At 60.6% G+C, this 18,444-nt stretch carries 14 protein-coding genes and 1 riboswitch; of the genes, 7 read left to right on the top strand and 7 right to left on the bottom strand.

Translation table 11 applies throughout. From position 1 onward, the window contains the following. Positions 1–21: 21 nt before the first annotated feature. Positions 22–1,059, bottom strand: coding sequence for a rod shape-determining protein (locus tag C8N42_RS18020; protein ID WP_107817884.1), 1,038 nt, complete (start codon positions 1,057–1,059; stop codon positions 22–24). A 186-nt stretch (positions 1,060–1,245) separates the two neighbouring features. Further along, positions 1,246–2,823 carry a 2-isopropylmalate synthase gene (locus C8N42_RS18015; protein WP_107817883.1) on the bottom strand — a complete coding sequence of 526 codons (1,578 nt, stop codon included), beginning with the start codon at positions 2,821–2,823 and terminating at the stop codon, positions 1,246–1,248. Between the two features lie 421 nt (positions 2,824–3,244). Between C8N42_RS18015 and C8N42_RS18010 the strand changes: the two genes are divergently transcribed. Next, the gene (locus tag C8N42_RS18010; RefSeq protein WP_107817882.1) at positions 3,245–4,516 is read left to right on the top strand and encodes an NAD(P)/FAD-dependent oxidoreductase; all 1,272 of its coding nucleotides are present in this window, start codon (positions 3,245–3,247) and stop codon (positions 4,514–4,516) included. 233 nt (positions 4,517–4,749) lie between these two features. Here the strand turns inward: C8N42_RS18010 and C8N42_RS18005 are convergent, their stop codons facing one another. Further along, on the bottom strand, positions 4,750–6,225 hold the full coding sequence (locus C8N42_RS18005) for an MORN repeat-containing protein (RefSeq protein WP_425430536.1): 1,476 nt from the start codon (positions 6,223–6,225) through the stop codon (positions 4,750–4,752). A gap of 177 nt (positions 6,226–6,402) precedes the next feature. Here C8N42_RS18005 and C8N42_RS18000 point away from each other — a divergent pair, with 177 nt between their 5' ends. After that, positions 6,403–8,061: an NAD+ synthase gene (locus C8N42_RS18000; protein WP_107817880.1), complete on the top strand. Its 1,659-nt coding sequence runs from the start codon at positions 6,403–6,405 to the stop codon at positions 8,059–8,061. Positions 8,062–8,227: 166 nt separating this feature from the next. Beyond that, positions 8,228–9,463 (top strand): Hsp70 family protein, encoded by a 1,236-nt coding sequence (locus C8N42_RS17995; RefSeq protein ID WP_107817879.1) that lies wholly within the window; start codon positions 8,228–8,230, stop codon positions 9,461–9,463. Between the two features lie 5 nt (positions 9,464–9,468). Here the strand turns inward: C8N42_RS17995 and C8N42_RS17990 are convergent, their stop codons facing one another. The 3 genes from C8N42_RS17990 to C8N42_RS17980 form a co-directional block, all read right to left on the bottom strand. Further along, the gene (locus tag C8N42_RS17990; RefSeq protein ID WP_107817878.1) at positions 9,469–10,422 is read right to left on the bottom strand and encodes a 1-phosphofructokinase family hexose kinase; all 954 of its coding nucleotides are present in this window, start codon (positions 10,420–10,422) and stop codon (positions 9,469–9,471) included. Positions 10,423–10,592: 170 nt separating this feature from the next. Beyond that, the gene (locus C8N42_RS17985) at positions 10,593–11,534 is read right to left on the bottom strand and encodes an MBL fold metallo-hydrolase (RefSeq protein WP_107817877.1); all 942 of its coding nucleotides are present in this window, start codon (positions 11,532–11,534) and stop codon (positions 10,593–10,595) included. A 108-nt stretch (positions 11,535–11,642) separates the two neighbouring features. Continuing rightward, positions 11,643–12,059, bottom strand: coding sequence for a metallopeptidase family protein (locus C8N42_RS17980; protein ID WP_107817876.1), 417 nt, complete (start codon positions 12,057–12,059; stop codon positions 11,643–11,645). Between the two features lie 93 nt (positions 12,060–12,152). On the opposite strand from C8N42_RS17980, the gene gltX reads away from it, so the two are divergent. The 4 genes from gltX (at position 12,153) to gcvP (ending at position 18,232) form a co-directional block, all read left to right on the top strand. After that, positions 12,153–13,475, top strand: coding sequence for a glutamate--tRNA ligase (gltX, locus tag C8N42_RS17975; RefSeq protein ID WP_107817875.1), 1,323 nt, complete (start codon positions 12,153–12,155; stop codon positions 13,473–13,475). A 140-nt stretch (positions 13,476–13,615) separates the two neighbouring features. Then, positions 13,616–13,701, top strand: a riboswitch (glycine riboswitch). Positions 13,702–13,840: 139 nt separating this feature from the next. Beyond that, entirely contained in the window at positions 13,841–14,980 is a 1,140-nt protein-coding gene (gene gcvT, locus C8N42_RS17970; RefSeq protein WP_107817874.1) for a glycine cleavage system aminomethyltransferase GcvT, read from the top strand. Positions 14,981–15,014: 34 nt separating this feature from the next. After that, positions 15,015–15,374: a glycine cleavage system protein GcvH gene (gcvH, locus tag C8N42_RS17965; RefSeq protein WP_107817896.1), complete on the top strand. Its 360-nt coding sequence runs from the start codon at positions 15,015–15,017 to the stop codon at positions 15,372–15,374. Between the two features lie 11 nt (positions 15,375–15,385). Then, positions 15,386–18,232, top strand: coding sequence for an aminomethyl-transferring glycine dehydrogenase (gene gcvP, locus C8N42_RS17960; RefSeq protein ID WP_107817873.1), 2,847 nt, complete (start codon positions 15,386–15,388; stop codon positions 18,230–18,232). Here gcvP and C8N42_RS17955 read toward each other — a convergent pair whose 3' ends face one another. Continuing rightward, on the bottom strand, positions 18,233–18,415 hold the full coding sequence (locus C8N42_RS17955; RefSeq protein ID WP_107817872.1) for a hypothetical protein: 183 nt from the start codon (positions 18,413–18,415) through the stop codon (positions 18,233–18,235). It abuts the gene before it with no gap. Positions 18,416–18,444: the final 29 nt, after the last annotated feature.

Genomic DNA, 18,444 nt, shown 5'->3' with positions numbered 1-18,444 from the left:
CGCCCTGAATGGCGCAGTATCTCAGGTGTCGTAATCAATAACGTGCCGGAGTTGCTTTTCATATTCCAGCGCCTTGCCGGTGCCCAGAGCCACACAATTGAGTGACTCGTCGGCAACCGAGATCGCAAGCCCCGTCTGTTCGCGCAGTGCCAGATCCAACTCGCCGAGCAACGCGCCGCCGCCGGTGAGCATGACGCCCCGGTCGACGATGTCGGCGGCGAGATCGGGCGGGGTGGTTTCCAGCGCTTGCATCACCGCTTCGCAGATCTGCTGCACGGGTTCGGCGAGCGCTTCGGCGACCTGCGCCTGATTGATCTCAATCTCTTTCGGCACGCCGTTCAAAAGGTCACGCCCCCGGATCGAGAGCACGGCACCGCGCCCGTCGTCGGGCATCCGCGCGGTGCCGATGGTGGTCTTGATGCGTTCGGCGGTGCCTTCGCCGATCAGAAGGTTCTGCTGGCGGCGCAGGTAGGAGATGATCGCCTCGTCCATGCGGTCGCCACCGACACGCACGGAACGCGCGTAAACGATGTCGCCCAGAGATAAAACGGCCACCTCGGTGGTGCCGCCGCCGATGTCGACGACCATGTTGCCTGTCGGGTCGGTGATCGGCATGCCCGCGCCGATGGCGGCGGCGATGGGTTCGGCGATCAGACCGGCCTTGCGGGCACCGGCGGAAAGGACGGATTGACGGATGGCGCGTTTTTCGACGGGCGTCGCGCCCTGCGGCACGCAGACGATGATCTTCGGTTTGGAGAAGGTCGTGCGTTTGTGAACTTTGCGGATGAAGTGCTTGATCATCTCTTCTGCGGTGTCGAAGTCGGCGATTACGCCTTCACGCATCGGGCGGATGGCTTCGATCGAGCCGGGGGTCTTGCCGAGCATGTGCTTGGCGTCCTCACCGACGGCGAGCACCTGTTTGCGCCCGTCCTTGACGTGGTAGGCGACCACGGAGGGTTCGTTGAGAATGATCCCCTTCCCCTTGACATAGACCAGCGTGTTCGCTGTCCCAAGGTCGATTGCCATATCCGAGGAGAAGATACCCGAAAGTCCCGCCATAATATTCCCGATGTCTGCACTGTGCCCATGGGGAGAATCCCCCCGTATCGGCAGACTTATAGGGGGCGCGGGGGCTATGGGAAAGGGGCCGTGCGTGGCGTGTATGGCAAAGACCCGCTCACAAACGGGTGTTGCGTAGCAAAAAGGCGCCCCTGAGAGCGCCTTTTCGGCTTTGACGGGTCACGATCAGACGGCGTCGGTGTATTTAACTGTCTTCACATCCGAATCCGGGGCCGATTTCTCGCGGCGCACCAGAAGGCGGTTCATCGCGTTCACATAGGCCTTGGCGGAGGCCACGACCGTATCGGTGTCGGAACTTTGACCGGTGACGATCTTGCCATCCTCTTCGAGACGCACCGAAACGGTGGCCTGCGCGTCGGTACCTTCGGTCACGGCATGCACCTGATAAAGTTGCAGGCGTGCGGTGGTCGGGAAGATCGACTTGATCGCCTTGAAGGTCGCGTCCACGGGACCGTCGCCCTGACAGGTGACCTGTTTTTCGACGCCATCGACTTCGAGGATCAGATCGGCGGACTGCGGTGCTTCCGTGCCACAGATCACGCGCAGAAACTTGACCTTGATGCGCTCGTTCTGCTCGGCGGCACCCGCATCACGCAACAAAGCGATCAGGTCGTCGTCGAAGACTTCCTTCTTGCGATCGGCCAGATCCTTGAAGCGGACGAACACGTCCTTGAGTTGGTTGTCGGCCATCGGATAACCCAGTTCGTCGAGCTTGGCGCGCAGAGCGGCGCGGCCCGAGTGTTTGCCCAAGGGCAGGGACGTGCCCGACAGGCCCACATCCTGCGGCCGCATAATCTCGAAGGTTTCCTTGTTCTTCAGCATGCCGTCCTGGTGGATGCCGGATTCGTGCGCGAAGGCGTTTTTGCCGACGATTGCCTTGTTGAACTGCACCGGGAAACCGGAGACCTGCGACACGCGGCGCGAAATACCCATGATCTTGGTGGTGTCGATGCCGGTGTCATAGGGCATGACGTCGTGACGGACTTTCAGCGCCATCACCACTTCTTCCAGAGCCGTGTTGCCAGCGCGCTCGCCCAGGCCGTTGATCGTACATTCGATCTGACGCGCACCCGCTTCGACAGCGGCGAGGCTGTTGGCGGTCGCCATGCCAAGATCGTTGTGACAGTGAGTCGCGAAAACCACCTCGTCAGCGCCCGGCACGCGTTCCAAGAGCATGTGGATGATGTCGGCACTTTCGCGCGGGATGGTATAGCCCACCGTGTCGGGGATGTTGATCGTGGTCGCACCGGCCTTGATTGCGATCTCGACGACGCGGCAGAGATAATCGTGTTCGGTGCGGATCGCATCCATCGGCGACCATTGCACGTTGTCCGTCAGGTTGCGGGCGTGGCTGACGGTCTCGTGGATCTGATCCGCCATCGCATCCATCGTGAGCGCGGTGATGTCGCGGTGCAGCGGCGAGGTGCCGATGAAGGTGTGGATGCGGGGACGGGCTGCGTGTTTCACGGCCTCCCAGCAGCGGTCGATATCCTTGAAATTGGCGCGCGCCAAACCGCAGATCACGGAGTTTTTCGACGCTTTCGCGATGTCGGAGACCGCCTCGAAATCGCCCTCGGAGGCGATGGGGAAACCGGCTTCGATGATGTCGACGCCCATTTCGTCGAGCATGGCGGCGATTTCGAGTTTCTCGTTATGGCTCATGGTGGCGCCGGGGGACTGTTCGCCGTCGCGCAAAGTCGTGTCGAAAATCAGGACGCGATCCTGTTTGGAAGTCGTGGTCATTTTGAAATCTCTCTCGTTGTTCTTAGCTTTTGTGCTGTGCAGGGTCGGCGCATACGGTCACCTCTGAGCCTCGCGCCGAAGGCACGCTCAGAGGCAGCTAAGAAGAAGGCCATGACGCAGCGCTGCGCAGGGGCGCAGGGCTTGGGAAGGGATATGAGCCATCATCGTCATGAGGCTGGAATATACCCTGCGGGGGGCGGTTGAAAACCCCTTATTTCCGATCTGCTGCCTCTGCGGCATGTCGTCACGTTGCAAAATGCCAACATTAACTTATTCATAATCTTGAATACGATTGTATACCGACTCGAATGCGACCGAAATCAAACCGGTACTCTTAAAAGCTGTGTTATGATCAATGCATCTCACTCCGCAGGGAATGCTGACCCGGACAGGCGGAGGCTTTTCAGGAAGGGAGACTATAATGGCACATATCGTCGTGCTCGGGGCAGGTCTTGGCGGCACCATTCAGGCCTATGAGTTGAAGGAAACCGTGGGCAAGGATGACAGGATTACGGTCATTTCCAACAAGAGCTATTTCCAGTTCACGCCATCGAACCCCTGGGCGGGTGTCGGTTGGCGCAAAAAGGATGATCTGACCATCGAGCTTGAACCGATCATGAAACGGCGGGGCATCGACTTTATTTGTGACGGGGCGGTGGCGCTCGATCCGAAAGAGAACAAGATCACTCTGGCCTCCGGGCGTGAGGTTACCTACGATTATCTCGTGCTGGCGACCGGACCGGATCTGGCCTTTGACGAGATCGAGGGCTTTGGCCCCGCAGGCTATACCCATTCCGTTTGCCATGTCGAACATGCCGCCGAGTCGGGCGATAAATGGGAAGATTTCTGCGCCAATCCGGGGCCGATCGTAGTGGGAGCAGTGCAGGGCGCGTCCTGTTTCGGCCCGGCCTATGAATATGCCATGACCATCGACACCGATCTGCGCCGCCGGAAAATCCGCGACAAGGTGCCGATGACCTTTGTAACCCCGGAGCCGTATATCGGCCATCTCGGCCTTGGCGGAGTGGGGGACACCAAGGGGATGCTGGAGAGCATCATGCGCGACCGGTCGATCCGCTGGATCACCAACGCCAAGACCAACAAGTTCGAAGACGGCAAGGTCTTCGTCACCGAGCATGACCAGTATGGCAATCCGGTGAAGGAACATGAGATCCCGTTTGCTTATTCCATGCTGCTTCCGGCTTTCCGCGGCATTCCGGCGTTGATGGGCATCGAGGGGCTGGTGAACCCGCGCGGCTTCGTCATCGTCGACGAGTTCCAGCGCAACCCGACCTATCCGAACATTTTCGGCATTGGCGTTTGTATCGCGATTGCGCCGAAAGAGCCGACCGTGATCCCGACCGGTGTGCCGAAAACCGGGTTCATGATCGAAAGCATGGTGACCGCGACGGCGCATAACATTCCGCTGATCATGAAGGGCGAGGAGCCGAAGAATCTTGCCACCTGGAACGCGCTTTGCCTCGCCGACTTCGGTGACGGGGGCGCAGCTTTTCTTGCCATGCCGCAGAATCCGCCGCGCAACGTCAACTGGGCGGGCCACGGCAAATGGGTGCATTGGGCGAAGCTCGGTTTCGAGTGGTATTTCATGCGCAAGGTGAAACGCGGTGTGTCCGAGCCGTTCTACGAACGCATGATCATGAAGATCATGAAGGTCAACAAGCTGAAGTCCTGATCCATCCGCACATGGATCGGCCCCCTCCCGGCGCACGTCGTCGGGAGGGTTTTGGTCAAAGGAAAAGGCGGCCGGGATGAGCCGCCTTTTTGAGATAAAGCGTTCTGCCACAAAAACTGAGACACAGCTTTTGGCGAAACGCAGTGCAAGATATGAGCGTTGTACGGGCCCCACCTTTATCTGATAGCTCAGGTTAAAGGCGGGGCGCTTTAGGCTGTGTGTTTCGGTGCGGATTACTCAGAGGCCGCGGGCGCGTCTTCGGGGGCGGGTTCTGCCGGAGCCGCATCCTCGGACACCAGCGCGCCATCGACCCAGTCGCCTGAGACAACGCGTCCGTCCTTGTAGGTGATCGTGCCGCGCCCGTTGGCCTTGCCCGCCACGAACAGCCCCTCATAGCTGTCGCCATTGGCATAGGTGGCCTTGCCGCGCCCCTGAATTTCACCGTCTTTCCACTCGCCGGTATAGGTGAAGCCCGAAGGCATCACGATGGTGCCGATCCCCTCGCGCTTGCCCGCGACGTAATCGCCCTCATAGACCGTGCCGTCGGGATAGGTGCCCTTGCCCTTGCCCTGACGCTGCCCCTCGACCCAGTCGCCCTCGTAGACGAAGCCATCGGCATAGGTCATCTTGCCGAATCCATGGCTTTGCGCGTTCTTGAACCCGCCTTCGTAGGTCAGACCGCCGGTATATTGCACGATCCCCTCGCCCTCCGGCACACCGTAGAGCCAGTCGCCCTCATAGGTGGTGCCGTTCGGATAGGTGATCTTGCCCTTGCCGTGAGAAAGGTCGTCCTTGAACTGACCGACATAGACCGAGCCGTCGGGGTAGGTGACCTGTCCCTCGCCTTCGATCCGCCCGTCGACCCACTGACCGGTATAGAGATAGCCGTCCGCACCGGTGAACGTGCCTTGCCCGTGGCGCTTGTCATCGTCGAACTGGCCTTCATAGATATCGCCGTTGGCATAGGTCACTTTGCCCATGCCCTGACGTTTGCCGGCCACAAGCTCGCCCTCGTAGACATCGCCATTGGGCTGGGTGATCTTGCCTGTGCCGTTGCATTGGTTGTCCACCCAGTTGCAGTCGAGCACCATGCCCTCGTCCGTGGTCAGGATGCCCTGACCGTGACGCATGTCGCGGGCCATTTCGCCGTCATAGGTCGCGCCCTCGGGATAGGTGATCTTGCCCTTGCCTTCCTTGACGCCATTGACCCAACCGCCTTCGTAGACATAGCCCGTCGGGCTTTCCATCCGGCCTTGGCCATGGTGTTTGGCGGCGAGAAAGCCGCCCTCGTATTTCACGCCGTTGGCATAGACCGCGACGCCGGAGCCGATGGCCTCGCCATCAACCCAGTCGCCCTCATAGGTGCCGCCATCGGCATAGGTGATCTTGCCGAATCCGTCCGGTTTGCCCTTGGCAAAGGCACCTTCATAGACCGATCCGTCGGTGAACCGTGCGATGCCCTGACCCTTGATCTCGCCCATCACCCATTCGCCGGTGTATTCGAACCCGTTGGGCAGCCGGTAAGTGCCGACCCCGTCCTGCAACCCGTCCTTGAAGGTGCCTTCGTAAATGCCACCTTCTTCGAACTGGTGGGTTTCCACCGGTCGGTCGTCCTGAGCCATGAGCGGTGTTGCGGTCAGGTGCGACAGCCCGATCAGGGTCGCCGCGGTCAGCGTAATGCGCATCCGTGTCACTGTAATCTGTCCCATCCCAGATAGTTCGGTCCGGTGCCTGCCTTGGGCGCTGTGCGCTTGGGTGGGCGGCTTCGGTCGTGCGCCAGACTAGGGGCTTGGTCTCCGGGCTTCAAATGTTTTTCCCGTGACCGGCTTTCCCTTGGGCGTCATTCTGCTAAACCTTGCCACAAGATATCAGGACGCACGAGTGCCATGACCGAAAATTTTCGCCTTACCCTCGCCCAGCTCAATCCAACCGTGGGGGCGATCGACGCCAATGCGCAGCAGGTGCGTGAGGCCCATGCCACGGCGAAGGCGGCGGGGGCGGATATGATCGTCTTCCCGGAATTGTTCCTCATCGGCTATCAACCGCAGGATCTTGTGATGAAGCCCGCGCTGGTCAATACGGCCATGGCGAAGGCCGAAGAACTGGCTGCGTTGACCTTGGACGGTCCGGCCATCGGTGTAGGCGCGCCCTATTTCTATGGCGATGCGCTTTACAACGGCTATTGGATTTTGGCCGGAGGGCGCGTCAAACAGGTGCTGCGCAAACATCACCTGCCGAATTACAAGGTGTTCGACGAGAAACGTCTTTTTGCGTCCGGCCCATTCGAAGGACCCTATGCCATCGGCCCGCTGCGCATCGGCTCGCCGATCTGCGAAGACGCGTGGTACGAGGACGTTGCCGAGGCGCAGGTGGAGAGCGGCGCGGAAATCCTTTTGGTGCCCAATGGCTCGCCCTATTATCGCAACAAATTCAACACCCGGCTCACCCACATGGTGTCGCGGGTGATCGAGAATGACGTACCTCTTGTTTATCTCAACATGGTCGGAGGGCAGGACGATCAGGTGTTCGATGGCGGCTCTTTCGTGATCAATCGTCACGGCAAGCCCGCGCATATCCTTCCGGCTTTCGAGACCTGTCTGCGCCATGTGGATTTCGTGAAAGAGGGCGGCAAATGGGTCGCCTCGGAAGGCGAGATCACCCATCAGCCCGACGAGTGGGAGCAGGACTATCGCGCTATGGTCCAGAGCCTGCGCGATTATCTCGGGAAGACCGGGTTCAAAAAGGTGGTGCTTGGCCTTTCGGGAGGGATCGACTCGGCGATTGTCGCCACGATTGCCACCGATGCCATCGGCGCGGAGAACGTGCATTGTGTGATGCTGCCGTCGGAATACACCTCGCAGAGTTCGCTGGACGACGCCAAGGACATCGCGACCCGTCTGGGATGCCGTTATGATTTTGTGCCGATCAGCCAGGGCCGCAATGCGATCACAGAAACGCTCGCGCCGATCTTCGGCGATCTGCCTTTCGACACGACCGAGGAAAACATCCAGTCGCGTCTGCGTGGGCTGCTGCTCATGGCGCTGTCGAACAAGTTCGGGTCCATGTTGCTGACAACCGGCAACAAATCGGAAATGGCCGTGGGCTATTGCACGATCTATGGCGATATGAACGGCGGCTATAATCCGATCAAGGATCTCTACAAGACGCGGGTGTTCGAGCAATGCCGTTGGCGCAATGCCAATCACCGCGACTGGATGAAAGGGCCGGAAGGGGAGGTCATCCCCGTGTCGATCATCGACAAACCGCCCTCGGCCGAGTTGCGCCCCGATCAGAAAGACGAGGACAGCCTGCCGCCCTACGAGGTGCTCGATGCGATCCTCGCAGGGCTGGTGGATCGCGAGGAAAGCGTATCCGATCTGGTCGAAGCCGGGTTCGACCGGGCGACGGTCAAAAAGGTCGAACATCTTCTCTACATCTCTGAATACAAACGCTTCCAGTCCGCACCCGGCACACGTCTGACGCCGCGCGCCTTCTGGCTCGACCGGCGCTATCCGATCGCAAGCCACTGGCGCGATCCGAGCTAAGTCGTCGGTTCAAGACGTCTCACTGAGCATCTCTCTTTTCCCGCGTTAACCTTAATCTGATTAACCTTAACGCGGAGAAAGGAATGCGGGGGATTCAGGGGGCGATCTCTCTTGCTCTGTGCGTCGCAGAGCGTTAGACAGCGCGCTTTCCATCTGGAGGCACGCCATGGAGCTTACTGTCGGTATCGACTTCGGCACATCGAATTCTGCGCTTGGCCTTGCGGTTAATGGCGCACCCTGGCTTGTCGAACTGGAGCCGGGAGAAAAGACCCTGCCCACGGCGGTGTTTTTCGATCCCAGAGGAAACATGCGGCTCGGATCGGCGGCGAACAAGGCGCTGATTGACGGTGAGGAAGGCCGTTATATGCGGGCGCTGAAATCCGTTCTGGGCACGTCGCTCCTGCGCGAGACGCGCCCCATTGGCGGCAAGCGTCAGAGCCTTCTGGATGTGATCGCGCAATTCCTCGCAACGCTGAAACAACGCACCGAAGATCAGCTTCGCCAACCCGTGACGGGCGTCGTTTCCGGTCGTCCGGTACATTTTCACTCAAAGGACCCCGAACGCGATGCGCAGGCCGAACGCGATCTGCGCGAGGCCTATGAAATGGCCGGGTTCAAGCGCATTCGGTTCCTCGCCGAACCGGAAGCGGCGGCGCTTGCGTCGCAGGATCTGAGGCCGGGAGAAATCGGCCTCGTCGTCGACATCGGCGGCGGCACCTCGGATTTCACCCTGTTTCGCAAGGACAAGGGGCAGGTCGACATCCTGTCATCCCACGGCATTCGCCTTGGGGGGACGCATTTCGACCGGACGCTGAGCCTTGCCCATGCCATGCCGCTTTTCGGGGCGGGGACCGAGCTCCGGCGCACACTGGGTGAGGGGCTTTTGCCGATGCCGACGCAGATTTTCAACGACCTGGCGAGTTGGCAGAAAATTCCGTTTCTTTACACGCGGGAGACGCTGATGAAGGTGCGCGATCTCTATGCCCACGCGGTTGAGCCGGACAAGCTCGCGCGTCTGGTCGAGGTGATCGAAGCCGAGCTTGGTCATGACGTGGCATTCGCGGTTGAGGCGGCGAAGATCGTCGCCAATGGCGGGGACGCCGCAGAGATCGACCTGTCGCTGGTGGAAAAGGGGCTGTCTGCGGCGCTGACGCCGGCGGCATTAGCCGAGGACCTTGCGCCTTATCGCGTGGAGCTTGAAGAGGCGATTTTAGAAACACTGCTCCGGGCGGATCTGGCACCGGAAGCGGTTGGGGCGGTCGTCTATGTCGGCGGTTCGTCCCTGATGCATGTGGTCGAGAAGGCCTGTGAAGCCGTGCTTCCCGCAGCGCGGCCCTTGCGCGGTGAGGCGTTCACGGCGGTGGTCGACGGTCTGGCGCTGGCTTCGGCTGAGGGCGCGTGACGCGCTCAGACCTCGACCAGTTCGCAGCCTGGTAAAAGCTGCTCGACCTGTTCACGGTTGCAAAGCTGGGTTCCGGGGGACATGACGGCGGACGAGGCCGCCGAGGTGCCAAAGCACAGCGCCTGCTGCATCGTGTCGCCTCGGGTGAGGGCGAGAGAAAATGCGCCGACGAAACTGTCTCCCGCCCCCACGGCAGAGACCACGTCTTCGGCGGGGATGGCGCGGGAGGCGTGCCAGCGTCCCTCCTTGTTGACCAGCGTCGAGCCGTCGGCTCCGCGGGCGACGATGACATTTTCCGCCACGCCGCGTGCCACCAGTTCACTGGCGAAATCGGCGGTGTCCTTGCGGGTGGGAAGTTTGCGCCCGGCGAGATCCTCTGCCTCGACATCGTCCATGCGCAGCACATAGGGATTGGCCGGGTTTTTCGTCAGCTCGTGCAGTGGCTTGCCGGAGGTGTCCACGAACAATTGCACGCCCTTTGCCGCCAGATGACGCGAGAGGCGCGCGGGGTAATCCATCGGCACTCCCGGCGGTTGCGAGCCGGACAGCACGACGACCCCGCCGAGCGGCGCGGCCTGCACGATAGCGTTGAGCGATTCATCGACCATCTCGTGATGCCAGTAAGGCCCGGGCATGACGAAACGATATTGCTTGCCGGTTTGTTGTTCGGTCACGGCGATGGATTGGCGGGTGGCGCCGCCGGTGACGGAAAAGGCGGTAAACCGCACATGTTCCTCGGCCAGAAGCCGCAACAGATGCGCGCCGGTTTCGCCGCCCACGGCGGTGAAGGCCGTGCTTTCGCCACCGAGGAATTTGATCGCGCGGGACACGTTGATGCCACCTCCGCCCGGATCGGCCTCAGGGTGTGTGCACCGCAGCTTGGGACCTGCGCTGACGGTGGCGGTCGTGGTGGACAGGTCCACCGTCGGGTTCAGGGTAATTGTCAGAATCTGGACCATTTTTTGCCAACCGTTTCGTATCTGCCCGAAGCGCGTGTCAGGGGCATGATTCACATGCCTCCCGACCCTAGCCTACCCCGGATAGCGTTAACAGCCCTGATGCATGTCAGCAATATCGGGTTCCGCGTCTGGTTTTTGCGCAACACAGAACCCGAACGCTCAGGCTTTGATCAGCTCTCGATCATGGTCTGATAACTGGCGGGGACATATTCGAAACTGCTGTCTGTCGCGCGAACGTATCCCAGAGCCGGGAAGGGCATGTGATAGCCGATGAAGGGCACGCGGTCCGTGGCCATCATGTCGAGCATTTTGCGCCGGGTCTTGGCGGCGGTGGCCTTGTCCGCGTCATAAAGCACTTCCCAGTCGGGATGGGCGAGCGAATAGATGTAGTGGTTGGCAAAATCCGCGCCGAGGATCAGGCGTTCGCCCTCGCTTTCGAGATGGAAGGCCATGTGGCCCGGCGTGTGTCCGAAGGCCTCCATAGCTGTGATGCCGGAAGCGACCTCAGAACCTTCTTTGAGTAGGTCGAAGCGGTCCTGAAGCGGGCGGATTTTGGCCTCGAACCCGTCATTTCCGGACATATCCCAGTGATCCATTTCGACGCTGCCGGTCGCATAGGCGGCATTGGCGAAGGTGGGCGCGTCGGCATAAATCCCGCCGATATGGTCGCCATGCATATGGGTGATCACCACGCGGTCCACCTGATCGGGGGCGTAGCCTGCGGCAGAGAGCGCGCTGACGATGCCCTCCGGGGCCAGTCCGGTGTCGAACAGGATCAACTCGGAGCCGGTGTTCACAAGTGTGGGGGTGAAAAAGAATTGCGCGGCGTCAGAAGGGATGAAATTCGCCTCCGAGGCGGCGGTGAACTCCTCATCCGTCGCATTCAGGCCGAAGATCGTATGCGGATCGGGCACGGTGCGGGTGCCCGCGAGCAGGGTTGTGACCTCGAAAGCGCCGAGTTTGAACCGACGATAGGGGGCGAGTGCAGCCCCCATCATCGGGGCTTCGGCACGGGCGGCGAAGGGCAGGCTGGCGGCCACGGGCAGGCTGGCCGCGCCGAGCAGGAGATGGCGACGGGACAGGAAAGGGGTGGTCAGGTGAGAAGTCTTCATGTGTGCGTCCTCCCGGAATGTTTTGAAACCATTTCCGGGAAGAATAGCACAGGCAACGCCCGCGCGAATGACATTTGCGTCAGGAGGCGCGCGGCCCTGGTGAAGGGATCAGTCGTATTCCCACCATTTGTCTATGGTGGCGATATCCTCGTCCGACCAGCCGAAGTGATGCGCCAACTCATGTACGGTGACATGCGCCACCATTTGCGTCAGTGTCACATTCCCTCGCGCGCACCATTCGTCGAGGATCGGGCGGCGGAAGAGCCAGATCGTGTCCGGCGACATCGGTTGATCCATCGTGGATTTCTCGGTCATCGGGATGCCGGTATAAAGCCCGGTCAGCTCGAACGGGTCTTCGATACCGATCTCGGCGAGCAGTTCCTCCGGTGCGAAATCCATCACGGTGAGCGCCACGTTCGAGGCGAGAACTTTGAATGCCGGGGGCAGTTCGGCCATGGTCGCCCGCGCGATATCCTCGATCAGGTCGAGATCGGGCGCGGATGCCTCAAGAAGCGGTGATGTCATGGCGATTGTCCCTATGAAATCCGTTGTGAAACTGCACCCGATATGGACTCTTGAGGCGTGATATGAAAGAGGGGGCGCAACAGGAGACAGAAAATGATCGTCACACGTTTCGCGCCCTCTCCCACGGGCTTTATCCATATCGGCAACCTGCGCTCTGCGCTGTTCAACTACCTGCTGACACGGAAAGCAGGAGGCCAGTTCATCCTGCGTCTCGACGACACCGATCAGGTGCGCTCGACACAGGAATATGCCGATGGTGTGCTCGAAGATCTTGAATGGCTCGGCTTTACCTGGGACCGGTTCGAGAAACAGTCGGAGCGTCTTGGGCGGTACGAGGAAGCCGCCCAGGAATTGCGTGACAAGGGGCGGTTTTACGAGGCTTTTGAGACGCCGACCGAGCTGGATCTGAAGCGCAAGAAACTCCTGAACATGGGCAAGCCGCCGGTCTATGACCGCGCCGCTCTGGCGCTCTCGGATGAGGAGAAAGACAAGCTGCGTGCCGAGCGTGGTAATGGCGTGTGGCGCTTCAAACTCGATCAGACCCGTATCGAGTGGGAAGACGGCATTCTCGGCCCGATTTCCATCGACGCCGCCTCCGTCTCCGACCCGGTGCTGATCCGTGCCGACGGTCAGTTCCTCTATACGCTCGCCTCCGTTTGTGACGATATCGACTTTGGTGTGACCAATATTGTGCGCGGTGCGGATCACGTCACCAACACCGCGACACAGGTTCAGATCATCGAGGCGCTGGGCGGCAAAGTGCCGTCTTTCGCGCACCACTCGCTTTTGACCGGCCCGCATGGCGAGGCTTTGTCGAAACGTCTCGGCACACTGTCCCTGCGCGACCTGCGGGCGCAAGGGGTCGAGCCGATGGCGCTTTTGTCGTTGATGGCGCGTCTCGGATCGTCGCAACCGGTCGAGCTTAGGACCTCCATGGAAGAGCTGATCGAAGGGTTCGATCTGTCGCAATTCGGGGCGGCCCCGACCAAGTTCGACAGCCAAGACCTCTTCGCGCTGACCTCCCAGATCAACCATGCCCGTCCCTTCTCGGATGTGGCGGATGATGTGGCCGCGCTTGGCGTGCCTGCCGAGATCGCGGAGCCGTTTTGGAATGTCGTGCGGGAGAACATCACCGTCAAAGCCGATATGGCCGGTTGGTGGGAGTTGTTCCGCGATGGGGCAACGCCGCTGATCGCCGATGAGGATAAGGAGTTCATCGGGCAGGCTTTCGAAATGTTGCCCGAGCCGCCCTATACGGCCGAGAGCTGGAAAGAGTGGACGACGGCGGTAAAAGAGGCGACGGGCCGCAAGGGCAAGAGCCTGTTCATGCCGCTGCGCAAAGCCGTGACCGGCATGGAGCGAGGCCCGGATATGTCCAATGTCATGCCGCTTTTGCAGAAAAAGCCGACGCTTTAAGCTCTTCTGTTCACTTTCACACAAAAAGCCGCCACGGAAATCTCCGCATGGCGGCTTTCTACTGCCTTTTTGTCGTAAGTTTCCTATCGGAAACATTTCCGGCTTGCCCCGAATCCATGGCTCGCATAACGTCGCCACAATATCGTGCGTCGGGAGAAGGGGTGAACCCCTACCGAAGGAGCAACCGCCCCGGGAAACTCTCAGGTAAACGGACCTTCGCGCGATCAAAACTCTGGAGAGAGGGGTGTTTTGCCTCCGCCGAAGGGATAACGATCTCAGGCACCAAGACAGAGGGGGCATCATGCAGGGTAACCTGCCAGAGTGATGCCGGGCGTGGTGCGTCGGCAGGATGCAAAGGGGATGTTATGGCCGATCAAACCAGTGCTCTGAACCGCACGCCGCTCTACGATTTTCACGTCGCGCAGGAGGCCAGAATGGTGCCCTTTGCGGGCTACGAGATGCCGGTGCAATATCCGCTGGGCGTGATGAAGGAACACCTGCACACCCGCGCGGCCGCCGGGCTGTTCGATGTGTCGCATATGGGGCAGGTGATGCTCACCTCGTCCGAGGGGATCGAGGCGCTGGCACTGGCGCTGGAAAGCATTGTTCCTGTCGATGTTTTGGGGCTGAAACCGGCGCGGCAACGCTATGGAATTTTCACCAATGAGACCGGCGGCATTCTCGACGATCTGATGATTTCGAACACCGGCGACGGGCTTTTCCTTGTGGTCAATGCGGCCTGCAAGGCGGAAGACATCGCGCATCTGAACGCGACCTTGCCGGATCATGTGACGGTGACGGAAGTGACCGACCGCGCGCTTTTGGCGCTGCAAGGCCCGGCGGCGGAGGCGGTTTTGGCGCGTCTGGTGCCGCAGGTGGGGGAGCTGAAATTCATGGATTCGGTGCGGATCACCGTCGATGCCGTCGAGTGGTGGATTTCGCGCTCTGGCTATACCGGCGAGGACGGGTTCGAGATTTCGATCCCTGCGGATATGGCCGTCACCGTGGCCGAGAAACTCGTGGCCATGGATGAGGTCGAGCCCATCGGGCTTGGCGCGCGTGACAGTTTGCGGTTGGAGGCGGGGCTGTGCCTCTATGGTCACGATATCGACACGACGACCTCGCCGGTCGAAGGCAATATCGCCTGGGCGATCCAGAAGGTACGTCGCTGGGGTGGTGCGCGTGCGGGTGGTTTTCCCGGTGCGGGTCGCATCCTGAGCGAGCTTGAAAACGGCGTATCGAACAAGCGCGTGGGGCTGTTGCCGCAGGGTCGCGCGCCGATGCGCGAGGGCACGCCCCTTTTTGCTTCTGCTGAGAGCGCGGATCAGATCGGCGTGATCACCTCCGGCGGGTTCGGTCCTTCGGTCGAGAGGCCGGTCGCCATGGGCTATCTGCCCTCTGCCTATTCCGTGGACGGTACGGAAGTTTTCGCCGAACTGCGCGGCAAGCGTCTGCCCGTGACGGTTGCGCCGATGCCGTTCCGCACCTCTACTTACAAACGTTGAACACTTAAGGGACCGTAAACACATGGCCGCTGATATCAAATTCACCGAAGAACACGAATGGCTCCGCGTCGAGGACGATCTGATCGTTGTCGGCATCACCGAGCACGCCGCCGAGCAACTGGGCGATGTGGTGTTCGTCGAACTGCCGGAGGAAGGCACCACCGTGTCGAAAGACGACGAGGTCGTGGTGATCGAAAGCGTCAAAGCCGCCTCCGACATTTTGGCGCCGCTGGATGGTGAGATCGTTGAAGTCAACTCGCCGCTCTCTGACGATCCGGGCAAGGTGGGTGAAGACCCGATGGGCGATGCGTGGTTCTTCAAAATGAAGATCGAGGATATGTCCGCGCTGAACGATTTCATGTCGGAAGCGGAATACAAAGACTATATCGGCTGAGGATTTTGAGCGTGGCCTATACCCCGTCGAGTTATAACCCCTATGATTTCGCCAACCGCCGTCACATCGGCCCGTCTCCTGCGGAGATGGAGGAGATGCTGAAGGTGATCGGCGCGCGGTCTCTCGATGCCTTGATCGACGAAACCGTGCCGATGGCGATCCGCCAGATGGCCCCGCTCGACTGGGCGCCGATGACCGAGCATGAGGTTCTGGGCCATATCCGCAAGGTGGCCAGGAAGAACCTCGTGATGACCTCGCTGATCGGGCAGGGGTTTTACGGGACGGCCACGCCGCCCGCGATCCAGCGCAATATCCTTGAGAACCCGGCCTGGTACACGGCCTATACGCCCTACCAGCCGGAGATCGCGCAAGGGCGTCTGGAGGCTTTGCTGAATTTCCAGACGATGGTGTCGGACCTCACGGGGCTTCCGGTTGCCAATGCCTCCCTCCTTGATGAAGCGACCGCCTGCGCTGAGGCGATGACCATGGCGCAGCGTGTGGCGAAATCAAAAATGGGTGCATTTTTTGTAGATGAAAACTGTCATCCGCAAAATATCGCCGTCATGGAAACCCGTGCAGCCCCCTTGGGGATCGAGATCATCAAGGGCAAGCCGGAAGATATGAAGGCCGGAAAAGTCTTTGGCGCGATCTTCCAATATCCGGGCACTTACGGCGAGGTCGCGGACTTCACCGACCAGATTGCCGCGCTGCATGAGGCGAAGGCCGTCGCGATCATGGCGACCGATCTCATGGCACTGACCATGCTCAAAGAGCCGGGCGCGATGGATGCGGATATTGCCGTCGGCTCTGCGCAGCGCTTTGGTGTACCGATGGGCTTTGGCGGCCCGCATGCCGCCTTCATGTCCTGCAAGGACGAGATGAAACGCGCCATGCCAGGGCGGATTGTCGGGGTTTCCGTCGACGCCGCCGGCAACCGCGCCTATCGTCTGTCGCTCCAGACCCGCGAACAACATATCCGCCGCGAAAAAGCGACCTCGAACGTCTGCACCGCGCAAGCTTTGCTCGCTGTCATGGCCTCTTTCTACGCCGTGTTCCACGGTCCCGCCGGGTTGCGCGCCATTGGCGAACAGATTCATGCGAAGGCGGTGAAACTCGCCGAAGGGCTCAAGGCCGAGGGCTTCAAAGTCTCGCCGGATGCCTTTTACGACACGATCACGGTCGAGGTCGGTGCGATGCAGGGCGTGATCTTGCGCTCTGCCGTGGCCGAGGGGCTGAACCTGCGCAAAGTGGGCAAGGATCGCATCGCCATCGCCATGGACGAAATGGCCGATGACGAGGTGATCGCCAAGGTCTGGCGCGCCTTCGGTCATGAGGCGGAGGTGCCGAAAGGCTTTTCGGGGCTTGGTTTCCCGGAGGCTCTCGTCCGCAAAACCGCCTATCTCGAACATCCGATTTTCGGCATGAACCGGGCGGAGGGCGAAATGATGCGCTATATGCGCCGCCTCGCCGACCGCGATCTGGCGTTGGACCGCGCGATGATCCCGCTCGGGTCCTGTACGATGAAGCTGAACGCCGCCGTCGAAATGATGCCGATCACCTGGCCTGAGTTCAACGCGATCCACCCCTACGCGCCGGAGGATCAGTCCGAGGGCTATCGCTACATGATCGACGATCTGTCGGCCAAGCTTTGCGAGATCACCGGCTATGACGCCATGTCGATGCAGCCCAATTCAGGTGCGCAGGGCGAATATGCCGGGCTTCTGACCATTCAGGCGTATCATCGTGCGAACGGGCAGGGCGGGCGCAACATCTGCCTCATTCCGATGTCCGCGCACGGCACCAACCCGGCCTCCGCGCAGATGGTCGGTCTCAAGGTCGTCGTGGTGAAAACCGCCTCGAATGGTGATATCGACCTAGATGATTTTCGCGCAAAGGCCGAAGCGGCGGGAGATAAGCTCGCCGCCTGCATGATCACTTATCCCTCGACGCACGGCGTGTTCGAGGAAACCGTGAAAGAGGTCTGCAAGATCACCCATGATCATGGTGGTCAGGTTTATCTCGATGGCGCGAACCTCAACGCTTTGGTGGGGCTCGCGAAACCCGGTGAGATCGGCTCTGACGTGAGCCACCTCAACCTGCACAAGACCTTCTGCATCCCGCATGGCGGCGGCGGTCCCGGCATGGGGCCGATCGGGGTCAAGGCGCATCTCGCCCGTTTCCTGCCCGGCGCGCCGGACGGCTCCGGTGAGATGGGGCCGGTGTCAGGGGCGAATTTCGGCTCGGCCTCCATCCTGCCGATTTCCTGGGCGTACTGTATGCTCATGGGCGGGCAGGGGATCACGCAGGCAACGAAAGTCGCGATCCTCAACGCCAACTATATCGCCGCGCGCCTGAACGAAGCCTTCCCGGTGCTCTACAAGGGCAAACAGGGGCGCGTCGCGCATGAGTGCATCGTCGATCCGCGCGGTTTCGAGAAATCCACGGGCGTGACCGTCGATGACATTGCCAAACGCCTGATCGACAGCGGTTTTCATGCGCCGACCATGTCCTTCCCGGTGCCCGGCACGCTGATGATCGAGCCGACAGAGAGCGAGACCAAGGCGGAACTGGACCGGTTCTGCGAGGCGATGCTGTCGATCCGTCACGAGATTGAACAGATCGAAAACGGCGAGCTGCCACAGGACAACAACCCGCTCAAACACGCGCCGCATACGGTCAACGATCTGGTCGCCGAATGGGATCGTCCCTATCCGCGCGAACAGGGCTGTTTCCCGCCAGGCGCGTTCCGGGTGGACAAATACTGGCCGCCGGTCGGGCGTGTCGATAACGCCTATGGCGACCGCAACCTGATCTGCCTCTGCCCGCCGCCCGAAAGCTATATCGAAGCGGCGGAGTGATCAGCGCTTTTGGAGCCGCAGGTCATCCTCGGTGAACGAGATGCCCTGCGGCTCCAGCCATGCGTTGAAGCGGGAAATCTTTTCGTCCATCGAACAGGTGTTGGTTTGCCGCGCCATCTCATCGGCGTAGGCTTCGCGCAAGCGGGCTTGCTCCACGGGGGTCAACTCTCGGAAGGGTGTCATTTTGGCCTCTTGAACCGGGTTCCGTCAGG

This window comes from Celeribacter persicus, assembly GCF_003050785.1.
Lineage (GTDB): Bacteria > Pseudomonadota > Alphaproteobacteria > Rhodobacterales > Rhodobacteraceae > Celeribacter > Celeribacter persicus.
Note: the sequence above shows the minus strand (reverse complement) of the source record. Positions and strands in the feature narration are given on the sequence as shown.

What these genes read in the sequence shown, in the direction of transcription:
- C8N42_RS18020 (WP_107817884.1), bottom strand. Translation starts at nt 1,059, where the DNA reads ATGGCGGGACTTTCGGGTATCTTCTCCTCGGATATGGCAATCGACCTT.
- C8N42_RS18000 (WP_107817880.1), top strand. Translation starts at nt 6,403, where the DNA reads ATGACCGAAAATTTTCGCCTTACCCTCGCCCAGCTCAATCCAACCGTG.
- C8N42_RS18005 (WP_425430536.1), bottom strand. Translation starts at nt 6,225, where the DNA reads ATGGGACAGATTACAGTGACACGGATGCGCATTACGCTGACCGCGGCG.
- C8N42_RS17985 (WP_107817877.1), bottom strand. Translation starts at nt 11,534, where the DNA reads ATGAAGACTTCTCACCTGACCACCCCTTTCCTGTCCCGTCGCCATCTC.
- C8N42_RS18015 (WP_107817883.1), bottom strand. Translation starts at nt 2,823, where the DNA reads ATGACCACGACTTCCAAACAGGATCGCGTCCTGATTTTCGACACGACT.
- C8N42_RS18010 (WP_107817882.1), top strand. Translation starts at nt 3,245, where the DNA reads ATGGCACATATCGTCGTGCTCGGGGCAGGTCTTGGCGGCACCATTCAG.
- C8N42_RS17990 (WP_107817878.1), bottom strand. Translation starts at nt 10,422, where the DNA reads ATGGTCCAGATTCTGACAATTACCCTGAACCCGACGGTGGACCTGTCC.
- C8N42_RS17980 (WP_107817876.1), bottom strand. Translation starts at nt 12,059, where the DNA reads ATGACATCACCGCTTCTTGAGGCATCCGCGCCCGATCTCGACCTGATC.
- gltX (WP_107817875.1), top strand. Translation starts at nt 12,153, where the DNA reads ATGATCGTCACACGTTTCGCGCCCTCTCCCACGGGCTTTATCCATATC.
- C8N42_RS17955 (WP_107817872.1), bottom strand. Translation starts at nt 18,415, where the DNA reads ATGACACCCTTCCGAGAGTTGACCCCCGTGGAGCAAGCCCGCTTGCGC.
- gcvT (WP_107817874.1), top strand. Translation starts at nt 13,841, where the DNA reads ATGGCCGATCAAACCAGTGCTCTGAACCGCACGCCGCTCTACGATTTT.
- C8N42_RS17995 (WP_107817879.1), top strand. Translation starts at nt 8,228, where the DNA reads ATGGAGCTTACTGTCGGTATCGACTTCGGCACATCGAATTCTGCGCTT.